Annotated in this window: 18 protein-coding genes; 12 read left to right on the forward strand and 6 right to left on the reverse strand. The window is 70.5% G+C overall.

What is annotated here, in order from left to right; all coding sequences use genetic code 11:
• The first annotated feature begins 69 nt into the window (after window positions 1-69).
• The gene (locus tag KGQ19_RS04355) at window positions 70-888 is read left to right on the forward strand and encodes a hypothetical protein (RefSeq protein ID WP_212007747.1); all 819 of its coding nucleotides are present in this window, start codon (window positions 70-72) and stop codon (window positions 886-888) included.
• A gap of 192 nt (window positions 889-1,080) precedes the next feature.
• Here KGQ19_RS04355 and KGQ19_RS04360 read toward each other — a convergent pair whose 3' ends face one another.
• The gene (locus KGQ19_RS04360) at window positions 1,081-2,151 is read right to left on the reverse strand and encodes a DUF4328 domain-containing protein (RefSeq protein ID WP_212007748.1); all 1,071 of its coding nucleotides are present in this window, start codon (window positions 2,149-2,151) and stop codon (window positions 1,081-1,083) included.
• A gap of 170 nt (window positions 2,152-2,321) precedes the next feature.
• On the opposite strand from KGQ19_RS04360, the gene KGQ19_RS04365 reads away from it, so the two are divergent.
• From KGQ19_RS04365 to KGQ19_RS04395, 7 genes are all read left to right on the forward strand, one after another.
• Window positions 2,322-2,825, forward strand: coding sequence for a MaoC family dehydratase (locus tag KGQ19_RS04365; protein WP_212007749.1), 504 nt, complete (start codon window positions 2,322-2,324; stop codon window positions 2,823-2,825).
• A gap of 154 nt (window positions 2,826-2,979) precedes the next feature.
• Complete coding sequence (locus tag KGQ19_RS04370) at window positions 2,980-3,612, forward strand: DUF6758 family protein (protein ID WP_212007750.1); 633 nt, start codon at window positions 2,980-2,982, stop codon at window positions 3,610-3,612.
• Between the two features lie 102 nt (window positions 3,613-3,714).
• Entirely contained in the window at window positions 3,715-4,932 is a 1,218-nt protein-coding gene (gene dxr, locus KGQ19_RS04375; protein WP_413562496.1) for a 1-deoxy-D-xylulose-5-phosphate reductoisomerase, read from the forward strand.
• Between the two features lie 51 nt (window positions 4,933-4,983).
• Window positions 4,984-6,216 (forward strand): M50 family metallopeptidase, encoded by a 1,233-nt coding sequence (locus tag KGQ19_RS04380; RefSeq protein WP_212007752.1) that lies wholly within the window; start codon window positions 4,984-4,986, stop codon window positions 6,214-6,216.
• A 156-nt stretch (window positions 6,217-6,372) separates the two neighbouring features.
• Window positions 6,373-7,542, forward strand: a complete 1,170-nt coding sequence (gene ispG, locus KGQ19_RS04385; RefSeq protein ID WP_230418190.1) for a flavodoxin-dependent (E)-4-hydroxy-3-methylbut-2-enyl-diphosphate synthase — start codon at window positions 6,373-6,375, stop codon at window positions 7,540-7,542.
• 193 nt (window positions 7,543-7,735) lie between these two features.
• Entirely contained in the window at window positions 7,736-8,596 is an 861-nt protein-coding gene (locus KGQ19_RS04390; RefSeq protein ID WP_212007753.1) for a GNAT family N-acetyltransferase, read from the forward strand.
• A gap of 78 nt (window positions 8,597-8,674) precedes the next feature.
• Complete coding sequence (locus tag KGQ19_RS04395; RefSeq protein ID WP_212007754.1) at window positions 8,675-10,012, forward strand: hypothetical protein; 1,338 nt, start codon at window positions 8,675-8,677, stop codon at window positions 10,010-10,012.
• Between the two features lie 95 nt (window positions 10,013-10,107).
• Here KGQ19_RS04395 and KGQ19_RS04400 read toward each other — a convergent pair whose 3' ends face one another.
• From KGQ19_RS04400 to KGQ19_RS04410, 3 genes are read right to left on the reverse strand one after another with little or no spacing between them, the layout of a single operon-like run.
• Window positions 10,108-10,608, reverse strand: coding sequence for a methylated-DNA--[protein]-cysteine S-methyltransferase (locus KGQ19_RS04400; protein WP_212007755.1), 501 nt, complete (start codon window positions 10,606-10,608; stop codon window positions 10,108-10,110).
• Window positions 10,608-12,239, reverse strand: a complete 1,632-nt coding sequence (locus KGQ19_RS04405) for a DNA-3-methyladenine glycosylase 2 family protein (protein ID WP_212007756.1) — start codon at window positions 12,237-12,239, stop codon at window positions 10,608-10,610. The genes KGQ19_RS04400 and KGQ19_RS04405 overlap by 1 nt, the downstream gene beginning before the upstream one ends.
• Before the next feature lie 55 nt (window positions 12,240-12,294).
• Window positions 12,295-13,287, reverse strand: a complete 993-nt coding sequence (locus KGQ19_RS04410; RefSeq protein WP_212007757.1) for a hypothetical protein — start codon at window positions 13,285-13,287, stop codon at window positions 12,295-12,297.
• 183 nt (window positions 13,288-13,470) lie between these two features.
• Between KGQ19_RS04410 and KGQ19_RS04415 the strand changes: the two genes are divergently transcribed.
• Together KGQ19_RS04415 and KGQ19_RS04420 are read left to right on the forward strand one after the other, a co-directional pair.
• The gene (locus KGQ19_RS04415; protein ID WP_212007758.1) at window positions 13,471-15,219 is read left to right on the forward strand and encodes a proline--tRNA ligase; all 1,749 of its coding nucleotides are present in this window, start codon (window positions 13,471-13,473) and stop codon (window positions 15,217-15,219) included.
• A gap of 130 nt (window positions 15,220-15,349) precedes the next feature.
• The gene (locus KGQ19_RS04420; protein ID WP_212007759.1) at window positions 15,350-16,972 is read left to right on the forward strand and encodes a serine/threonine-protein kinase; all 1,623 of its coding nucleotides are present in this window, start codon (window positions 15,350-15,352) and stop codon (window positions 16,970-16,972) included.
• Window positions 16,973-16,999: 27 nt separating this feature from the next.
• On the opposite strand, the gene KGQ19_RS04425 is transcribed toward KGQ19_RS04420, so the two are convergent.
• Both KGQ19_RS04425 and KGQ19_RS04430 read right to left on the reverse strand, forming a co-directional pair.
• Window positions 17,000-17,407 (reverse strand): ferritin-like domain-containing protein, encoded by a 408-nt coding sequence (locus KGQ19_RS04425; RefSeq protein WP_212007760.1) that lies wholly within the window; start codon window positions 17,405-17,407, stop codon window positions 17,000-17,002.
• Complete coding sequence (locus KGQ19_RS04430) at window positions 17,404-17,958, reverse strand: hypothetical protein (protein ID WP_212007761.1); 555 nt, start codon at window positions 17,956-17,958, stop codon at window positions 17,404-17,406. Before KGQ19_RS04430 ends, KGQ19_RS04425 begins: the two co-directional genes overlap by 4 nt.
• 128 nt (window positions 17,959-18,086) lie before the next feature.
• On the opposite strand from KGQ19_RS04430, the gene rimP reads away from it, so the two are divergent.
• Together rimP and nusA are read left to right on the forward strand one after the other, a co-directional pair.
• Complete coding sequence (rimP, locus tag KGQ19_RS04435) at window positions 18,087-18,695, forward strand: ribosome maturation factor RimP (protein WP_212007762.1); 609 nt, start codon at window positions 18,087-18,089, stop codon at window positions 18,693-18,695.
• Between the two features lie 5 nt (window positions 18,696-18,700).
• On the forward strand, window positions 18,701-19,675 hold the full coding sequence (gene nusA / locus KGQ19_RS04440) for a transcription termination factor NusA (RefSeq protein WP_212007763.1): 975 nt from the start codon (window positions 18,701-18,703) through the stop codon (window positions 19,673-19,675).
• Window positions 19,676-19,693 lie beyond the last annotated feature (18 nt).

Consider the following 19,693-nt stretch of genomic DNA (forward strand, 5'->3'; position numbering starts at 1 on the left):
AGGCGGTTGAAGAGCGCGAACGTATAGGGCGGGAAGTAAACAGTGGCGACTTACTACGTCATAGCGAGGATGGACGGGACAAGGTTCGTGGGGCCGGACCACCACAAGGTCGATCTCTACGACGCGCTCAATCGGGGCGTGACCACGTTCATCCCCTCGGCGTGGCAGGACCACGACGCCCTGTCCGTGGACGACGACGAGGCCTCGCCGAAGACCGAGGTCCCGGTCGGCCTGCTGGTCTACCCGGACCCGGCGCAGGCCGGTCTGGGCATCGCCGACGACATGACCCTCTCGCTCGGCATCGACGGCGGCTTCCGCCTGTTCCAGCTCCAGGCGGTCCCGGCCCCCGAGCACTACACACCCTCCAGCGCGATCGGCGCCCAGGCCATCGTCACCCGCGAGTTCCTGGTGGTGGCCGAGGTCCCGGGCTGGTGGGCCTACGGCCCGCACGGCCGGCACGTCAACGGCCTGATCACCGCGGTCTCCAACCTGGAGCGCCCGCAGGTGGACCAGATAGGCGCCGCCCTGGAGCGGCCGGACGTGATCTTCGAGGTGGACCGCCGCGAAGTCCTGGACGCCGCCGACCTGGAACTCCTGCGCCACGAGCGCGTAGGCGCCGCCCGCGTGGCCCGCGGCTACGCCCGCGCCGCCACCTACCGCGCCTGGGACCGCGACGCGGGCCTGTCCCGCGCCGCCTCGCTGATCGGCGACCTGGCGCACGCCACGGTGGTCGGCGACGTACTCAGCGAGGAGCAGCTGACGCTGCTGCTGAAGAAGCTGACGCCGCACATCTCCGAGGTGCTTCCGGCCGGGGAGATGGAGGCTTACGGGGCGGCGGTCGCGGTGGGTGTCGGCGACGCCGCGGGCGAGGGTGAGATCGAGGACTGAGGTGGGGTGGCCGCGGCTGCGGCGGCTGCGCTTGCGGTGAAGCTGCGGCGAGCGGCGAGTCTGCGTCGGCAGCTGTGTGGCTGAGGTGGAGCGCTGGCGGCGGCGGTTGCGCTTGCGGTGAAGCTGCGGCGGGCGGCGAGTTCGCCTCGGCGGCTGTGCGGCCCAGGTGCGCTGTGCCGCGGCGTGTGCCGGTCAGCTTGGCGGCGTAAGCCAGTCCCCGGGCTCCGCCGGCTTCGGCGCATCGCTGCTCCAAGTCTCGGCGCTCTGGGTGTCGGCACTATGCGTGTCGGCGATCTGGGTGTCGGCCACCGGAATCCGGTCCTGCACCACCGGCGCGGTCTCCGTCGGCGGGGCCGGTGACTGCGCTGGCATCGGCATGGGCATCTGCGGTGCCGGATAGCCGGGCATGGGCATCTGCGGCGCCGGATAGCCGGGCACGGGCATCTGCGGTGCCGAGTAGCCCGGCATCGGCGCCCCATACCCGTATCCGTACCCCATCCCGTAAGGCCCCGGCAGCACTGCCGGCCCCGGCCCGCCGTACCAGTCGCCCTCGCGGTTGCGGGCGTTCTGGGTGTTGGTGATGGTGCGCACGTAGCCGATCGCCAGCAGGGCCGCCGCGATTGTCGCGATCAGGGCCGCGATGCCGGTCGTGGCCACGGCTTGCAGGTCGTGGACGAAGTCGGTGATGTCGGCGGCCTTCTTGGCGTTGCCGTTCTCGCCGCTGCAGGCCAGGGCCAGGATCTCCGCGATCACGTAGGGGCCCCACCACCAGCCGGTGATCTGGCCGCCGGCCGGTTTGCCCTTGCGGCCGGCCATGGTGCCGCGGTGGATGTCGCGGGCGACAAATAGCGGCAGGACCCAGTTGGCCAGTGGGAGGAACCAGCCGCCGATCGCCCAGCCGACGGCCAGGGTGCCGCGGTTCGGGAAGTAGAGCTCGGCGTTGTTGCGGGCCGCCCAGAACCAGCAGATGAAGATCACGATGGTGGGGACCAGGAAGATGTAGAGCCAGCCCACGGCGCCCAGGGCCAGCCGGTCTGAGTTGTGCAGGTCGTCCGGGCCGAGGGAGCCGGGGTCGGTGAGCAGCGTGCCGAGCACCTGGTGCCGCCAGACCAGCAGGCCCGCGGCCAGCGCCGCCACCGCGGCGTCCAGGGCCAGCAGGACGATCAGCGCCACGCCGAGGCCGGCCACCGAGGTCCGGGGGCGTGGCCTCGGAGCCGCGAAGGGCGCGGGGTATCCGTAGTCGGATATGGGACTGCCGGTCACGCCGGGCATCACATCAGGGCCGGGCCGCCGCGTCAAGAACGTGGCCGACCTCACCGCCCGGCGTACTACTGGCCGGTAGCCGACTGCGCCAAGATGACGGGAGAGCGGGCAGGACACAGGCAGCGCCGACCGGTGACCGGCGGCGACCAGGCGAGGAAGGGACCCGACCCATGCAGTTCGGCCGGTATTTCGAGGAGTTCGAGGTCGGCGCGGTGTACAAGCACTGGCCGGGCAAGACGGTCACCGAGTACGACGACCACCTGTTCTGCCTGATCACCATGAACCACCACCCCCTGCACCTGGACGCGAACTACGCCGAGGAGACCACCGACTTCAAGCGCAACGTGGTGGTCGGCAACTACATCTACTCGCTGCTGCTGGGCATGTCGGTGGCCGACGTCTCCGGCAAGGCGATCGCGAACCTGGAAGTGGAGTCGCTGCGGCACATCGCCCCGACCTTCCACGGCGACACCATCTACGGCCAGACCGTGGTCCTGGACAAGACCGAGTCCAAGTCGAAGGACGACCGCGGCATCGTCTATGTCGAGACCAAGGGCTACAAGCAGGACGGCACCGTGGTCTGCCTCTTCCGTCGCAAGGTGATGGTCCCGAAGCGCTCCTACGGTGAGGCCAGGGGCGGCGAGCAGCCCGGCCGCCCGACCCCCTTGGCGTAGCCGGACCCGTTGGCGGGACGGGAGCGCGGCAGGGCGCGGGATGTCCGGCGGGGGCGCGGGCCCGGAACCGCGCCCCGCCCACGGTTCCGGCCTCCCCGCCATCCGGGTGACGGGGCTTGACGGACCGCCCGCCACGAGAGGACCGTCAGTCTCTATGAAGGCCGACCCCAGCTGCCCACGCTGTGGGAAGCGGGTGCGCGCCCCGGGCCTGCTCGCCACGACCTGGGAGTGCGACCTGCACGGCGCGGTCCACCCGCTGCAACCGGTCCAGCCCCCGACCGTCAAGGAACTGGCCGAGACGGCCGCCAACAGCCAGGTCCCGGTCTGGATGCCCTGGCCGCTGCCGACCGGCTGGGAGTTCACCGGCGTCGCCTACGCCGGTGACGAAGCCGGAGCCCGCGCGACCGCGGTGGCCTGTGCCGGCCCCAACCCCTTCGGCGGTGTCGGCGAACTCCTCCTGATCGCCGAGGAGATGGGCATCGGCCTGGGTGCCCGCTTCGCCGGGCTGGAGGGCCCGGACCCCGGCGAGATCTTCGAACAGACCGCCGCCCACGCCAAGCTCTACGCCGCGGGCCGCTCGACCTCCATGTGGAACGTCCCCGACACCGGCGACCGCGCGGTCTTCCTCGGCGAAGCCGGCGGCCTGTGGCTCTGGGCCGTGCTCTGGCCGCACGACGCGGCCCACCTGATGTACGACGACCTGGTGCTCACCGACCTGCGGGACGCGGGCAGCGAGATCGACCGGATCCCGGTCGGCGGGCTCTCGGCCCGCCTGATGGAGATGTAGCCGCCGGTCCGACCGCGACCGTGGCGGAAATGAGCACATCGGTGTGAATCTCGTGTGGCGGTCCGGCCGCAGCGCCCTGACCACGCATCGGGGTGCGCCACAATGAGCGGCGTGACCCACTTCCCGCGTGACATCATCCTGCTCGGCTCGACCGGCTCCATCGGCACTCAGACCCTGGACCTGGTCGCCCGCAACCCCGACCGGTTCCGGGTCGTCGGCCTGGCGGCCGGCGGCGGGAACCCGGAGCTGCTGGCCGAGCAGGCGCTGGCCACCGGCGCGCGGACGGTGGCGGTGGCCAAGGGCAGTGCCGCGCAGGACCTGAACCTGGCCTTCTACGCCGCCGCGCAGAAGCGCGGCTACTCCGCGGGGGAGTTCCAGATCCCTGAGATCCTGGCCGGCCCGCAAGCCTCGACCGAGCTGGCCGCGCGTGAGTGCGACATCGTCCTGAACGCCATCGACGGCGCCGCGGGCCTGAAAGCCACCCTGGTCGCCCTGGAGTCCGGCCGGATCCTGGCGCTGGCCAACAAGGAGTCGCTGATCATCGGCGGCGACCTGGTCACCCGGCTGGCCAAGCCCGGTCAGATCGTGCCGGTCGACTCCGAGCACTCGGCGCTGGCCCAGGCGTTGCGCGGGGGCCGGGCCGAAGAGGTCGAGAAGCTGATCGTCACCGCTTCCGGCGGCCCGTTCCGCGGCCGGACCCGGGCCGAGATGGCCGACGTCTCGCCCGAGCAGGCCATGAAGCACCCGACCTGGAACATGGGCCCGCTGGTCACCTGCAACTCCTCGACGCTGGTGAACAAGGGCCTGGAGGTGATCGAGGCGCACTTGTTGTTCGACGTGCCCTTCGACCGCATCGAGGTGGTGGTGCACCCGCAGTCCATCGTGCACTCGATGGTGCAGTTCGTGGACGGCTCGACGCTGGCCCAGGCCAGCCCGCCGGACATGCGGCTGCCGATCGGGCTGGCCCTGGGCTGGCCGGACCGGGTCCCCGGCGCCGCCCCGGCCATAGACTGGACCAAGTCCTCGACCTGGGAGTTCTTCCCTCTGGACAACGAGGCCTTCCCCTCGGTCCGGCTGGCCAAGCAGGTCGGCGCAACCGGAGGGACCGCTCCGGCCGTCTTCAACGGTGCCAACGAGGAGTGTGTGGCGGCATTCCTCGCCGGCCGCCTCCGCTTCCCGGCGATCGTGGATACCATCGAACGGGTGGTCGCCGAACACTCCGGTTCAGGGCGCTCTCAGGGTGGGGACCTTACCCTGGAGGCCGTTCTGGAGGCGGATTCCTGGGCGCGTGCGCGGGCACGCGAACTGACGGCCGGCTGAGAAGACGACAGACGTCGACAGGCATCCGTGCCGACTACGTTAGGTGGATAAGTGGGCCCGCTAGGCATCATCCTGTTCGCCCTCGCGCTCATCGCATCGATCATGCTGCACGAGGCCGGGCACATGGTGTGCGCCCGCAAGGCCGGCGGCAAGGTCACCGAGTTCTTCGTCGGTTTCGGGCCGCGGCTGTGGTCGTTCCGCCGGGGCGAGACCGAGTACGGCGTCAAGGCCATCCCGGCCGGCGGCTACGTGAAGATCGTCGGGATGACGGACCTGGAGCCGATCGACCCCGAGGACGAGCCGCGGGCCTTCTACCGCAAGCCGCTGGGCTGGCGGCTGCTGACGCTGTCGGCCGGCTCGCTGGTGCACTTCATCATCGCCCTGGTGCTGCTGCTGATGGTCCCGCTGACCTGGGGTGTGGCCACCCGGGACCTGTCCGGCACGGTCGGCACGGTCACCCAGTGCCTGAAGACCACCTCCGGCGCCTGCGGGGCCGGGGACGCCAAGAGCCCCGCGCTGGCCGCCGGCCTGCAGAACGGCGACAAGATCATCGCGGTGGACAACGTGCCGACCCACAGCTGGCAGGACGTCACCGACCAGCTGCACAAGGGCCAGCCGTCGTTGGGCAGCGACAACAAGCCGACCAGCCCCCCGGTCCAGGTGACGGTGACCTACCTGCGGAACGGCCAGCAGGAGACGACCAAGATCACCCCGGCCGTCGGCAACGTCGCGGCCGACCCGAACCAGGTCCAGCTCGGTCTGATGATCGGTATCCAGGCCCCGCCGGAGATCACCAAGCACCCCGGCCCGGTGAGCGCGCTCGGCCAGGGCTTCAGCGACTTCGGCACCTACGCCAAGGGCTCGGTCACCGGTCTGGTCGACATCCCGGCCTCGATCCCCAAGCTGTTCCAGGCGGCGACCAACACCAGCCAGCCGCGCTCGGCCAACGCCCCGGTCGGCGTGGTCGGCATGGCCAGCCTGACCGGCAGCGTGATCAAGGACGGCGGCTACGCCAGCTTCCTGCAGTACATCGCCAGCATCAACCTGTTCATCGGCATCTTCAACCTGCTGCCGCTGCTGCCGCTGGACGGCGGGCACATCGCCATCGCGCTGTACGAGGCCGGGCGCCGCAAGGTCGCCAAGCTGGTCGGCCGCCCGGACCCGGGCCGCGTGGACCTGAACAAGCTGATGCCGGCCGCGTTCACCTTCCTGGTCCTGTTCGTCGGCCTGTCGCTGCTGCTGATGGCCGCCGACATCACCAACCCGCTGAAGTTCCCGAGCTGATCGGGCATTGACTTCGGATCGTCCGCGCGGTAGCTGTGACCTGCGCCACCATGGCGCCGGTGAAGGCCAAGTGAAAATCTCGCGGTGTGTGCGGACACCCCACGGCAGTGCCGTAGCGTTGACGGCAGTAGCAACCATTCACGGAACGGTGAGACCTTGACCGCCATCGCGCTGGGCATGCCCGCACTCCCGACCAAGCCGCTTGCCATCCGCCGCAAGTCCCGCCAGATCATGGTGGGTTCCGTCCCGGTCGGCGGTGACGCCCCGGTGTCCGTGCAGTCGATGACCACGACGTTGACCGCGGATGTGAACGCCACGTTGCAGCAGATCGCGCAGTTGACGGCGGCCGGCTGTCAGATCGTCCGGGTGGCGGTGCCCTCGCAGGATGACGCCGACGCGCTGCCGGCGATCGCGAAGAAGTCGCAGATCCCGGTGATCGCGGACATCCACTTCCAGCCGAAGTACGTCTTCGCCGCCATCGACGCCGGTTGCGCGGCGGTGCGGGTCAACCCCGGCAACATCAAGGCCTTCGACGACAAGGTCGGCGAGATCGCCCGCGCGGCCAAGGACGCCGGGGTCCCGATCCGGATCGGCGTCAACGCCGGTTCCCTGGACAAGCGGCTGTACGAGAAATACGGCAAGGCCACTGCCGAGGCGCTGGTGGAGTCGGCGCTGTGGGAGTGCTCGCTGTTCGAGGAGCACGACTTCCGCGACATCAAGATCTCGGTCAAGCACAACGACCCGGTCGTGATGATCAACGCCTACCGGCAGCTGGCTGAGGCCTGCGACTACCCGCTGCACCTCGGCGTCACCGAGGCCGGCCCGGCGTTCCAGGGCACCATCAAGTCCGCGGTCGCGTTCGGCGCGCTGCTGGCCGAGGGCATCGGCGACACCATCCGGGTCTCGCTGTCCGCGCCGCCGGTCGAGGAGGTCAAGGTCGGGCAGCAGATCCTGGAGTCGCTGGGGCTGCGCAAACGCGGCCTGGAGATCGTCTCCTGCCCCTCCTGCGGTCGGGCCCAGGTCGACGTCTACAAGCTCGCCGACCAGGTCAGCGCCGCCCTCGACGGTCTGAAGGTGCCGCTGCGGGTGGCGGTCATGGGCTGTGTGGTGAACGGTCCGGGTGAGGCCCGCGAGGCCGACCTCGGCGTGGCCTCCGGCAACGGCAAGGGCCAGATCTTCGTGCGCGGCGAGGTCATCAAGACCGTGCCCGAGGCGCAGATCGTGGAGACGCTGATCGAGGAGGCGTTCAAGATCGCCTCTGACATGGGCATCGACATCGACACCGAGACCGGCGAGGTCGTGGAGTCTGTGAACGCCGCGCTTTAACGCTCTGCTTCCAGTACCGTCCTGTACGGGGCTACAGAGGGCTTCTCTAGAGTGTTTCCAGGCTCTAGTAGAGGGTCTTCGGGTCACGGAACGCGCACCGAACAGCCGTATGGTCGGTCGGTGCGCGGCCGTTTCCGCTACAGAGCAGGGCAGGCTGCGGTTAACCGCCGTACAGTGAACTGGTGAGCGTGCGATGAGCGTGTTGTCGAGGGTCCGCGGGACCAACACCAGGCTGCTCGGCGTGGCCGATCTGGCCGACGTCCGTGCGCTGCTGGCGCGCGACCCGGTCTCGAACGTCTTCGTGGCCTCCCGGGTGGAGGCCTCCGGCCTGGACCCGTGGCGCCTGGGTGGCGAGGTCTGGGGCCACATCGTGAACGGCAAGCTCGACGCGCTGTGCTACTCCGGCGCGAACCTGGTCCCGGTCCAGGCCAATCCGGAGGCTGTGCGGGCTTTCGCCGAGCGGGCCCGCCGCCAGGGCCGCCGCTGCTCCTCGATCGTCGGTCCGGCCGACGCCGCGATGGCGCTGTGGGAGCAGCTGCGACCGTCCTGGGGCCCGGCCCGCGAGGTGCGCTCCAGCCAGCCGCTGATGGAGATCCGCGGCTCCTCGCCGACCGTGACCCCGGACTTCCGGGTGAAGCCGGTGACCGCGAACCAGATAGACACCCTGCTGCCGGCCTGCATAGCGATGTTCACCGAGGAGGTCGGCGTCTCGCCGGTCGGCGACGACAACGGCTATTCCTACCGTGCCCGGGTCTCCGAACTCGTGCACGCCGGCCGGGCCTTCGCCTGGATCGAGGACGGGCACGTGGTGTTCAAGGCCGAGATCGGCGCGGTGACTGAGCAGGCGTGCCAGATCCAGGGGGTGTGGACGCACCCGGCGTTGCGAGGTAAGGGCGTCGCCGCGGCCGGGATGGCGGCGGTCGTGGAGTACGCGCTGCGCGATTTCGCGTCGGTGGTGAGCTTGTACGTGAACGACTACAACGCACCGGCCCGCGCGGTCTACCGCAAAGTCGGCTTCGAGGAGGTCGGCGCTTTCGCGTCGATCCTGTTCTGACATTGTTCTTAATTGTTCCACCCGCTACCGGTTTGGGAATGCTCTGATGGGCGATTCCCAACACCGAAGGGGGTGGTCATGCCCGAAGAGACCTCCCAAGAGTTCCCCACTGTGGAGAACGGTTTCACGCCTGCCCGGCGGGATGAGGGCCGGGAGACGGAGCGTGAACGAGACCGGGACCGTGATCCCGCCGACGCCCCGGAAGGCCGGCCCGGCTGGCTGACCCGACTGCGGAACCGGCGGATGAGCGCGCTGGTGGCGTGGTCGCTGTCCGTGGTGCTGGCGGCGGTGGCGATCACGCTCACGATGTTCTGGGTGCATCCGGACAACGGCCAGTGGAAGGAGTTCTTCCGCGGAGTCATCGGCGATGTGGCCGGAGCGCTTCTGGTGGCGTTCTTCTTGTCGCCGGTGTTCCTGGCGATCCGCGCTTTCGCCAACGAGAAGTTCGGCAACATCGCCGACTACGCGCCGATGACCGGCTACGAGCGTTTCCCGTATCTGAAGTTCATAGAGCGTCTGGAACGTTGCGACGACCTGGTGCGGATCATGGACACGTCCAGCAGCGTCCTGGACGTCACCACCGCCGAGGGCGACGAGGTGGACGAGCGGCAGCGCTGTGTCACGGCGCTGCGGAACGTGCTGGCCGCCGACAACGAGGTGCGGGTCGAGATCCTGCTCCTGGACCCGACCTCGGACGCGGCCCGGCAACGGAACACGGACCTGCGGGAAGAGGGGATCGACGTCTCCGCCGGGGTGAGCCGGAATCTGGCGCTGCTCAACGAGATCCGCAATGGTCTGCCGGACGGCGCGCGGAGCAAGCTGTTGGTGAAGCTCTATAACGCGACCCCGGCCTGTGCCTACTACAGGGTGGATGACAGGGCATCCATCGCCTTCTACTCGCTGCGGACTTCGTCGGAGCGGGGCGCCCACGTGGACGTGGCGTTGAAGGAGAAGCTGGGGAAGATCGTGAACGACCACTTCCGGGACATCCGGGAGGACGCGGACACGGTTGAGATGGTCTCGTATCTGTACGGGACGGCCACGGTCGGCCGACGCAGCGAGCACGTCGCGTGGGTCGAGTACGGCGGTGTGGTCTTCCTCGGCCTGGCCTCGCCTCGGGAGAACCCGGTGGTGTGGACCGTCGCGCCGCGCGTCGGCGGCGGGGAACCGGTGAAGCTGGCGGCCTATAAGCATGAGCCCGCGGAGTTCCGCGCTATGCGGTTGATCCCGTGGGTGGAGTGCGGGCCGCTGGGGGTGCGTATGGAGGAGAAGTACGGAGTCGAGTTCCAGGTGCTGTTCGAGGTGGCCCCGGTCGGAGCGATGCCGCCGGGCTTCCTCCCCGGCCAGGCCGCCTTGAACGGCGACCGGGCGGCCGGGGCGGAGCCCGGGTTACGACGGCCGGTCGCCGAGGCCTGAGGCGCCGAAGCCCGCGCGGTGGATTCGGAGGCTGCCGCGCGCGGCTCAGACCCCTGTGCGGAGCCGGAGCCGGCGGCGGTGCGCCGTTGCGCAGCTCAGGCGTCCGCGTACTGCTTCTCGTGGGCGAGCAGCGTCGCTTTGCACTCCAGGCCGTACAGGAAGTTCTTGCTGGAGCCGTCGCTGCGCACGATGCGGTGGCAGGGCACGAACAACGCGATCGCGTTCGACGCGCACGCCGATCCCGCCGCGCGGACCGCGTTGGGGTTCCCGGCGGTCGCCGCGAGCTGCGTGTAGCTGATCGTGGCACCGGCCTGCACCGTGCGCATCGCGTCCCAGGCCGCGGTCCGGAACGGCCCGGTGGGCCGGTAGACGACAGTGACGTCGTCGAGCGCGGACAGGTCGCCCGCGAAGTAGGCCGCCACGCGCTCCGCCACGTGGTCGTGCGCGCCCTTCTCCGGTACCGGCGCGCTCAGCATGCCGGCCAGGAACGCCGGGTCGGCGGTGAAGCCGGCGGCGTGGACGGTGTCGTGCGCGTCGGCGAGCACGGTGAACGGGCCGGCCGGCGTCTGGATGGTGGTGTAGGTCAGGGTGCTCATCACTTCGTTCCTTCGGTGACGGGGTCGCTCGCGGCGGCCCACAGGTGCAGGGCGGCGTAGGCGCGCCAGGGACGCCAGCCCTCGGCGTGTTCCAGGAGCGCCTTCTCGGTCCCGGGCAGCCCGAGGCGTTCGGCTTGGCGCCGCACGATCAGGTCGCCGACCGGGAAGGCGTCGGGATCGCCGAACACGCGCAGGGCGATGTAGTCGGCGGTCCAGGGACCGATGCCGGAGACGGCGAGCAGCTTGGCGCGGGCCTGGGCCCGGTCGACGCCGCGGTCGAGCGTGAGCTCGCCGCCGGCGACCGCCGTCGCCAGCGCGCGCAGGGTCGCGGCGGTGCGGCGGGTGAGGCCGAGGCCTTCGTAGTCGCCCTCGGCCAGGGTCTCGGGGCGCGGGAAGGGGTTGAGGACCGCCTGGTTGTCGACAAAGTGACTCGCCTCGGCCGTCGAACCGGCACTCGCCGCCGCGACTTCCGGACCCGCGACCGCTGGCCCGGCACCCGTCCCCGGCGGTACCAACGCCGCCTCGGCAGCCAGCTCCACCGCGCTGAACCGCTGGACCACGCGCGCCGCCATGGTGCGGGCGGCGGCCACGCTGATCTGCTGGCCGAGCACCGCGCGCACGGCGATCTCGAAGCCGTCGACCGCGCCGGGCACCCGCAGTCCGGGCCGGGCGGCGACCAGCGGGGCCAGCGCCGGATCCCCGGACAGTGCCGCGTCCACCTGTGCCGGGTCGGCGTCCAGGTCCAGCAGGTCGCGGCAGCGGCGGACGGCCACCGCGACGTCCCGCAGGTCGTCGACGGCCAGGCGGGCGTGGACCACGTTCTGGTCGTCGCGCAGTTCCACCAGGCCGATGCCGTGGGGGAGCCGCAGCGCGCGCCGGTACACCGCGTCGGGACCCTCGCCGACCACCTCGTCCACCCCCGGGACCGCCCGGTTGCCGAACCAGCCGAGCAGCGCCGCGAAGTCGAACGGCGGCCGGTACGTCAGACGCAGGGTCAGCGCCCCGTCCCCGTCCACCGCGCTTCCGGCGAGTTCGGCGGCCGCGGTTCCGGTGCCGAAGCGGGTCCTGATCTCGCTCGGGGTGGCGCCGAAGGCCTCCCGGACCGAGTCGTTGAACTGGCGGATCGAGCCGTAGCCGGCGGCGAAGGCGACGTCCGAGACCGGCAGCGAGGTCGACTCCAGCAGCAGCCGCGCCGTCTGCGCGCGGCGGGAGCGGGCCAGCGTCAGCGGCCCGACCCCGAGCTCGGCGACCAGGATCCGGTGCAGGTGCCGCTCGCTCACCGCCAGCGTCCGGGCCAGGGCCGCGATCCCGTCCGGCTGGTCGGCGGCGCCGTCGGCGATCAGCCGCAGTGCGCGGCCGGCCAGGTCGGCGCGCATGTTCCAGTCGGGGGAGCCCGGCACCTTGTCCGGGCGGCAGCGGCGGCAGGTGCGGAACCCGGCGGCCTCGGCGGCCGCGGCGACGCGGAAGAACCGGACGTTCTCCGGCTTCGGGGTGCGGGCCGGGCAGATCGGCCGGCAGTAGATGCCGGTGGTGGTCACGCCGGTGAAGAAACGGCCGTCGAAGCGCGTGTCGCGGCTGGCCACGGCGCGGTAGTAAGTGTCGAAGTCGTCCAGGAGAGCTGTTTCCCGCATGCTTCGAGTGTCGCGCAGGGCAGTGCGCGGTACTAGCGGGATTCGGACCAGACCGTCAGCGGCGCGGGGCCGTGGCGTGGAACGCCTGGTCCCGCCAGTACAGGAACGAGGATCCCGGGTCCCCGGTGTACGACCACGGCACCCGCATAGCGTGCGAGCCGATCGCGTCGAAAAGCGCCCGCGTCTCGTCGGTGTCGAAGCGGCCGGAGTACACCATCGCGTGCAACAGGTAGTTCCGGTCCAGATCGGCCTGCGCGTGCGGCACTATCGCCGATCCCAACCAGCTGTGCAGGACACGGTCCACATCCGCGGAAACCAGGTCCCGCGACCAGTGCGCGTACGGAGAAGGCTCACGTTGCTTGGGGATCCCCAATAGGGAGGTCCGGAAGACTTCCGCATGTGCGACCAACGGAAGCACTGCCAGTGGGGATCCGGGCGGGGCTTCACCGGCCAGCCAATAAGCGAAGTCGTACATCTCCTGATGCGAACCGCACCAGGCCGCGAACAGATACATCAGTGCTTCGTGGTGGCCGTCCCGGTTGAGGGCGTCCCGGGTGCGCATCTCCTGCCAGCGGCTCCAGAACGTTTCGTGGCCGCGCTTGGAGCCGCGGTCCGCGGCGCGCGCCAACGTCAGCATGACCACCCACGGAGTCGGGTCCGCCGGCGCCATCTCGGCGGCGTGCGTACACAGGTCCAAGGCCTCGGCGGCGGTCTCGCGGTATCCGCTGCCGCCGGCCAGCGACGCGCGCAGCGTGCGCACGGTCTCCACCTGCGCACGTAGTAGTGCGGCGTCCGGATTCACCGGCTCCAGCACCTGCCAGCGCTCCACCCAGGACGAGTTCGCCACCGCTTCGGCGAGCACCCGGACCCGGTGGCTGCGCCGGTCCCAGCCCGGACCGTCGACCGTTTTGCGGGTCTCGGCCAGAACCTCCCGCGCCGGTCCCCAATCCCCGGAAGCGAGCGCGTCCCGCGCCTCGGCCAGCGCCACGTCGCCGAGCGCCGGATCCATATTCACCCGGAGGACGTCGTTCCGGGTCTTCGCTGCCATGTCGGCACGGTAACCTGCCCGTCGCGATTACGGGAGGGTCTTTACGCGCTGTTGAAGGCATGTGCGAAGGGCCAAACGGCAGTCGATCACGCCGGAGCCGGATATCCTCGCAGGACAGAAAGTGCGCCGCAGCGGCTTGCGCGTGGCGTCCCAGGCTACCCGATCGAACACTAGGAGCACCCCGTGATCTGGCGTATGTCGTCGTTGTTCCTGCGAACACTGCGCGAGGACCCGGCGGACGCCGAGGTTCCGAGCCACAAGCTCCTGGTCCGAGGCGGGTACGTCCGCCGCGTCGCCCCGGGCATCTACTCCTGGCTGCCCCTGGGCAAGCAGGTGCTGGAGAACGTGACCCGCGTGGTCCGCGAGGAGATGGACCGGATGGGCGGGCAGGAGGTCCAGTTCCCCGCTCTGCTGCCCCGTGAGTACTACGAGGCGACCGGCCGCTGGACCGAGTACGGAGACAACCTGTTCCGGCTCCAGGACCGCCGCGGCAACGACTACCTCCTCGGCCCCACGCACGAGGAGATGTTCACCGACATGGTGAAGGGCGAGGTGTCGTCCTACAAGGACCTGCCTGTCACCCTCTACCAGATCCAGACCAAGTACCGGGACGAGGCGCGGCCCCGGGCCGGCATCCTGCGCGGCCGGGAGTTCCTGATGAAGGACTCGTATTCCTTCGACCTGGACGACGAAGGCCTGAAGCACTCTTACGCGCAGCACCGAGACACCTACATCCGGATCTTCGAGCGCCTCGGCATCAAGTACAAGATCGTCTCGGCGATGTCCGGCGCGATGGGCGGCTCGGCCTCCGAGGAGTTTCTGGCCACCGCGCCTACCGGCGAGGACACCTATGTGGCGTGCCACAACTGCGGCTACGCGGCCAACGTCGAGGCCGTCGAGACCGCGGTGCCGCCCGCGCAGGACGCCGCCTCGCATCCCGCGTTGCGGATCCTGGACACCCCGGACACCCCGACTATCGACTCGCTGGTCGCGGTGGTGAACGGCCTCGGCATCGAGATCGAGGCCGAGGACACGCTGAAGAACGTCGTGGTCAAGGTCAGCTACCCCGGCGTGAAGGAGCCCAAGGTCCTGATCGTCGGCGTGCCCGGCGACCGCGAGGTGGACCTCAAGCGCCTGGAGGCGGCGGTGTCGCCCGGCGAGGTCGAGCTGTTCGAGGCTGAGGACTTCGCTAAGCACCCCAAGCTGGTCCGGGGCTACATCGGCCCGGTCGGTATGAAGGAGGCCGGGTACGAGTACCTGGTCGACCCGCGGGTGGCCGTCGGTACCGCCTGGGTCACCGGCGCCAACGAGGCCGGCAAGCACGCCGCGTACGTGGTGGCCGGCCGGGACTTCGACATCGAGGGCACCGTCGAGGCCGCCGAGGTGCGGGCCGGCGACCTGTGCCCGCGCTGCGGCCACGAGCTGTCCATCGACCGCGGCATCGAGATCGGCCACATCTTCCAGCTCGGCCGCAAGTACGCCGACGTCGCCAAGCTCGACGTGCTCGGCAAGGACGGCAAGCCGGCCCGGGTCACCATGGGCAGCTACGGCGTCGGCGTCTCGCGCGCCGTCGCGGTCCTGGCCGAGCAGCTGCACGACGAGCTCGGCCTGGTCTGGCCGCGCGAGGTGGCCCCGGCCGACGTGCACATCGTCGCGGCCGGCAAGGACCAGACCATCTACGAGACCGCGAACCGCTACGCCGAAGAGCTCGGCGCGCGCGGCGTGCGGGTCCTGTACGACGACCGCATGGGCAGCGTCTCGCCCGGGGTGAAGTTCAAGGACGCCGAGCTGATCGGCATCCCGACCATCGTCGTGGTCGGCCGGAACCTCGCCGACGGCGTGGTCGAGGTCCGGGACCGCCGCAGCGGGGAGAAGACCGAGGTCGCGGTACCGGACCTGGTCGAGCACGTGCACGCGTTGGTGCGCGGCTGAGGCCGGACCGTCACCGCGCTGCGCCGCCGGAAGCTTTCCGGCGGCGCAGCGTCGCGTCCGGGTCCCGGGTCGTCTCGATCACACCCGGTAGGGCGTCGTCCCCATCGGCTGACGCGCAATAATCACCTCCATGGATGCACCGACCCCCGGCACCGTCATAGCCGAGCGCTACCGTCTGACCAGGCCCCTCGGGGCCGGCAGCAGTGCGGTCGTCTGGGAGGCGCAGGACTCGAGCCTGGACCGGCTGGTCGCGGTGAAGCTGCTGCACGGCGGGGCGGCCGCGCATCCGGCCGGCCGCGAGCAGTTGCGCCGGGAGGCCCTGGCCCTGGCCCGGCTGTCGCATCCGCGGGTGACCACCGTCTTCGACTACATCGAGTGGCAGGACGGGGACGGGGACTTCCAGCCGGTGCTGGTCACCGAGCTGCTGGCCGGGCTGAACCTGGAGGACCGGCTGGAGCAGGGCCCGCTGCTGGAGAACGACGCCCGGCTGGCCTGCGCGCAGCTGGCGAGCGCGCTCGAGGCGGTGCACCAGGTCGGGATCATCCACCGCGACCTGAAGCCCGGCAACGTCATGCTGATGTCCGACGGGGTCAAGCTCCTGGACTTCGGCATCGCGCAGGCCTCCTCCGACACCGACGCCCGTACCGGCCTGGTGATCGGGACGCCGTCGTGCATGGCGCCCGAGCAGCTGACCGGACGCGGCGCGCTCCCGGCGTCCGACGTCTACGCGCTCGGCTGCATCCTCTACTGGTCCATCACCGGCCGCGCCCCGTTCGAGGGCGAGACGGTCGACGACGTGGTCAAGGGCCACCTGCACCGGCTCCCGCCGCCGCTGCCCACCGCCGGCCTGCCGCCGCAGATAGCCGGGATCTACCGGCAGTGCCTGGCCAAAGACCCGATGGAACGGCCCGCCGCGGCGACGGTCGCGGCCGTCCTGGAACTGCGCGGTGCCCCGGCCGAGATCCCCGGCGCGGTGCGGCCGACCGCGAACCGGACGATGGTGATGCAGCCGTACGACGCTTCACCGCCCTCGTCCCTGGCCGCCCAGCAGCAGCCCGCCTACATGGGGCCGCGCGTTCCCCAGCAGAGCGTTCCGGACGACGATGACGGCGGTTCCTACCCGGCCCAGCCGACGTTCCCCGGCCCGCCTCCGCCGCGCCGCTACAACTGGATCTGGATGCTCCTGGGCGCCCTGGTCATCGCCTTCATCGCGGCGGCCACCACCGCGCTGTTCATGAAGGGCTCGCAGGCGGAGAAGCAGACCAAGTCCGCGCCGCCGCCTGGCATCACCGCGAAGACCACCCCGAGCGGATCCGCGACGGCGCCGTCCGGCTCGGCCACGTCGTCGTCCGGCAGCCCGACCCCTTCCACACCCTCCTCCTCCGGGCCGGCGTCCACGGCTTCACCGACCGCCGATCCGAACGCGAACCCGCTCGCCTATCTGGAGGGCATCCGGAGCCAGATCGACGGATTCATCGCGCAGGGGGCGACGGTGATGGACCCGAACGCCGGGCGCGATCTGCAGAACTCCCTGACCGATCTGGAGAGTTCGGTGCAGAAGGCGCAGCAGCACGGGATGAAGGGCGGCTACCTGCGCGATGTGCAGGACAAAACCGACCAGTTGGGCTCGCAGGTCAACGACGACCAGGGCCAGGGGCTGGTCAACGACACCACGGCCTCGGCCCTGTCCGGTGAGCTCCAGAACTTCTCCGACGCGCTGAGCAACGGTGGCGGTGACAACGGCAATAACTGATGGCGGACCGGACAGACCGGTGGGGCATCAGTCCCGTTCGGGAAGGCCCGGGAACGGCACGGAGGTCCCGCGCCACCGGACCGCGCGGACCGCGGCGTCGGTCAGCCACTCCACGCCGGTGCGGCGGACGTCACCGTCAGAGGCTTGGACGACGTCCGCGTAGGAGGCGCCGAGCCGTTCCTCCAACTGCGTCGCCAATCGGGTGGCATCAGCGGCGGTGTTCACCGGGAACGGGATCGTGTACGCGGGCGCCGCGGCCACCGGCTTGTCGCCCTGTGCCTCGATCCATCCGATGAGGATGTCGCGGCGCGCACGGTGGGTGTCGTACGCGTTCTGCGCGGCGGTCCGCTGCGCCCCGGTGAGGCGGACCGCGAGGACTCCGTATCCGTATACCGCCGCGTACTCGTTGCCCAGCGCGGTCTGAAACGCGCTCATGCGGTGCCTCCCAGCAGCAACGCCGCGTGTCCGGCCTCGGAGGCGGCGACCGACGCCAGCAGCATGGCGGTGGCGGCGTCGGTGGACAGGATGTCGGTGGTCCGGGCGCTCGCGGCGTCCTGTTCCGCCTTGGCCAGCGTCGCCACTGTGGTCTTGGCGTCCACCGGGGGAACGGTGGCCGCCGGCGGGGAGGGCGGCGGAGTGGATGACAGCGGTGTGGACGACGGCGTGGATGGGGGCGGCGTGTAACCGGCCCCTATAGCGGCGGCATGCGAGGAGTGCTCCGCGCGGATCGTTCTGAGCTTCGCGCTGAGAACCGCGTCGGCGCCCACGGAAGGCAGCGCCAGCGCGGCGTCGTAGCGTGCGATCAGGTCGGACTCCGCCGCCAGCGCCCGGTCCCGCACCGGATCCGGCTGCCCCGCCGGCACCGGTTTGGCCGGAGAGCTCCCCGGGCTTGTCTTGTCGGACGGAGCGGCACAGGCGCCTACCAGCGCCACACCCGTCACAGTGAGCAGCATGCGTCTCGTCAGCACGGCGGGCACCCAGGTCACCGGCAAAGTGTAGCGATTCCGACGGACGTGCTGACGGGAGCGCGCCCTGGGGCGGAACGGATACTGTGTTGGCTACGAAGCGACAGCACGAACGCCGACAACTGCACGACAACTGCACAAGGAGAACGATGAGCACCCCCCGATCCGGATCCCCGGCGGACCGGTTGCAAACGCTGCTGGAGCCGGTCGTCGCCGCCGCCGGCTACGACCTGGAAGCCGTCCGTGTCTCGCAGGTGGCCCGGCGTCGCCGGGTCGAGGTCGTGGTGGACGGCGACGACGGCGTGTCGCTCGACGCGGTCTCCGATCTCACCCGGGTGGTCTCCGAGGTGCTCGACGGCCCAGACGCGGCCGGGGTCATGGGCGATCAGCCCTACGTGCTGGAGGTCGGGTCCCCGGGCACCGACCGGCCGCTGACCCTGCCCAAGCACTGGCACCGGGCCAAGGGCCGGCTGGTGCGGGCCGTGCTGCGCGACGGCGGCGAGGTCACCGGCCGGGTGCTGGACGGCGACGACGAGGGCGTGCTGCTCGAACTCCAGACGGAGCCCGCCAAGCCCGGCAAGAAGAAGGCCGTGGCCGAACAGCGCAGGCTGACGTTCGCCGAGGTCGCCAAGGCGCGCGTGGAGATTGAGTTCAACCGCAAGGACGACGAGACTGGCCAGGCCGATCCGGACGCGGACGGCGAGCCGGCGGACATCGACGACATCGATGACGACATCGACGAGGACGAGGAGGGCTGACGACCATGGACATCCCCACGAGTGCATTGCGCGACCTGGAGAAGGACCGCGGGATCCCCTTCGAGAAGCTGGTCGAGGACATCGAGGCGGCGCTGCTGATCGCCTACAAGCGCACCGACGGCGCCAAGACCCGGGCCCGGGTCCAGGTCGACCGGGCCAGCGGCCACGTCACCGTGTGGGCCGTGGAGGACATCGAGGACGGCACCACCCGGGAGTACGACGACACCCCGAGCGAGTTCGGCCGCATCGCCTCCACCACCGCCAAGCAGGTGATCCTGCAGCGGCTGCGGGACCACGAGGACGAGCAGACCTTCGGCGAGTTCTCCGGCCGCAAGGGCGACCTGATCACCGGGGTCGTGCAGCAGGGCCGGGACCCGCGCGCGGTGCTGGTGAACATCGGCAAGCTGGAGGGCACGCTGCCGGCCGCCGAGCAGGTCCCGGGCGAGGAGTACCGGCACGGCGAGCGCCTGAAGTGCTACGTCGTGGACGTCCGGCGCGGTGCCCGCGGCCCGCAGGTGACCCTCTCCCGTACCCACCCGGACCTGGTGAAGAAGCTGTTCGCGCTGGAGGTGCCGGAGATCGCCGAGGGCGCGGTGGAGATCACCGCGATCGCCCGCGAGGCCGGCCACCGCACCAAGATCGCGGTCCGTTCGCACCGGGCCGGCGTCAACGCCAAGGGCGCCTGCATCGGCCCGATGGGCGCGCGGGTCCGGAACGTCATGGCCGAACTGCACGGCGAGAAGATCGACATCGTCGACTGGTCCGAGGACCCGGCCGAGATGGTCGGCAACGCCCTGTCCCCGGCCCGGGTGTCGAAGGTGCAGGTCGTGGATCTGGACCAGCGCAGCGCCCGGGTGATCGTCCCGGACTTCCAGCTGTCGCTGGCCATCGGCAAGGAGGGCCAGAACGCGCGGCTGGCCGCGCGGCTCACCGGCTGGCGGATCGACATCCGCTCGGACGTGGAGCCGGTCACGGAGTAGTACCTGGCGAGCATAAAT

This window comes from Catenulispora pinistramenti, from assembly GCF_018274385.1.
GTDB classification, from domain to species: domain Bacteria; phylum Actinomycetota; class Actinomycetes; order Streptomycetales; family Catenulisporaceae; genus Catenulispora; species Catenulispora pinistramenti.

Bases quoted from the DNA above. Each gene is read 5' to 3' on its own strand.
- KGQ19_RS04355 (WP_212007747.1), top strand. From the start codon at position 70: ATGGACGGGACAAGGTTCGTGGGGCCGGACCACCACAAGGTCGATCTC.
- KGQ19_RS04365 (WP_212007749.1), top strand. From the start codon at position 2,322: ATGCAGTTCGGCCGGTATTTCGAGGAGTTCGAGGTCGGCGCGGTGTAC.
- KGQ19_RS04370 (WP_212007750.1), top strand. From the start codon at position 2,980: ATGAAGGCCGACCCCAGCTGCCCACGCTGTGGGAAGCGGGTGCGCGCC.
- dxr (WP_413562496.1), top strand. From the start codon at position 3,715: ATGAGCGGCGTGACCCACTTCCCGCGTGACATCATCCTGCTCGGCTCG.
- KGQ19_RS04390 (WP_212007753.1), top strand. From the start codon at position 7,736: ATGAGCGTGTTGTCGAGGGTCCGCGGGACCAACACCAGGCTGCTCGGC.
- KGQ19_RS04395 (WP_212007754.1), top strand. From the start codon at position 8,675: ATGCCCGAAGAGACCTCCCAAGAGTTCCCCACTGTGGAGAACGGTTTC.
- KGQ19_RS04400 (WP_212007755.1), bottom strand. From the start codon at position 10,608: ATGAGCACCCTGACCTACACCACCATCCAGACGCCGGCCGGCCCGTTC.
- KGQ19_RS04405 (WP_212007756.1), bottom strand. From the start codon at position 12,239: ATGCGGGAAACAGCTCTCCTGGACGACTTCGACACTTACTACCGCGCC.
- KGQ19_RS04410 (WP_212007757.1), bottom strand. From the start codon at position 13,287: ATGGCAGCGAAGACCCGGAACGACGTCCTCCGGGTGAATATGGATCCG.
- KGQ19_RS04420 (WP_212007759.1), top strand. From the start codon at position 15,350: ATGGATGCACCGACCCCCGGCACCGTCATAGCCGAGCGCTACCGTCTG.
- KGQ19_RS04425 (WP_212007760.1), bottom strand. From the start codon at position 17,407: ATGAGCGCGTTTCAGACCGCGCTGGGCAACGAGTACGCGGCGGTATAC.
- rimP (WP_212007762.1), top strand. From the start codon at position 18,087: ATGAGCACCCCCCGATCCGGATCCCCGGCGGACCGGTTGCAAACGCTG.
- nusA (WP_212007763.1), top strand. From the start codon at position 18,701: ATGGACATCCCCACGAGTGCATTGCGCGACCTGGAGAAGGACCGCGGG.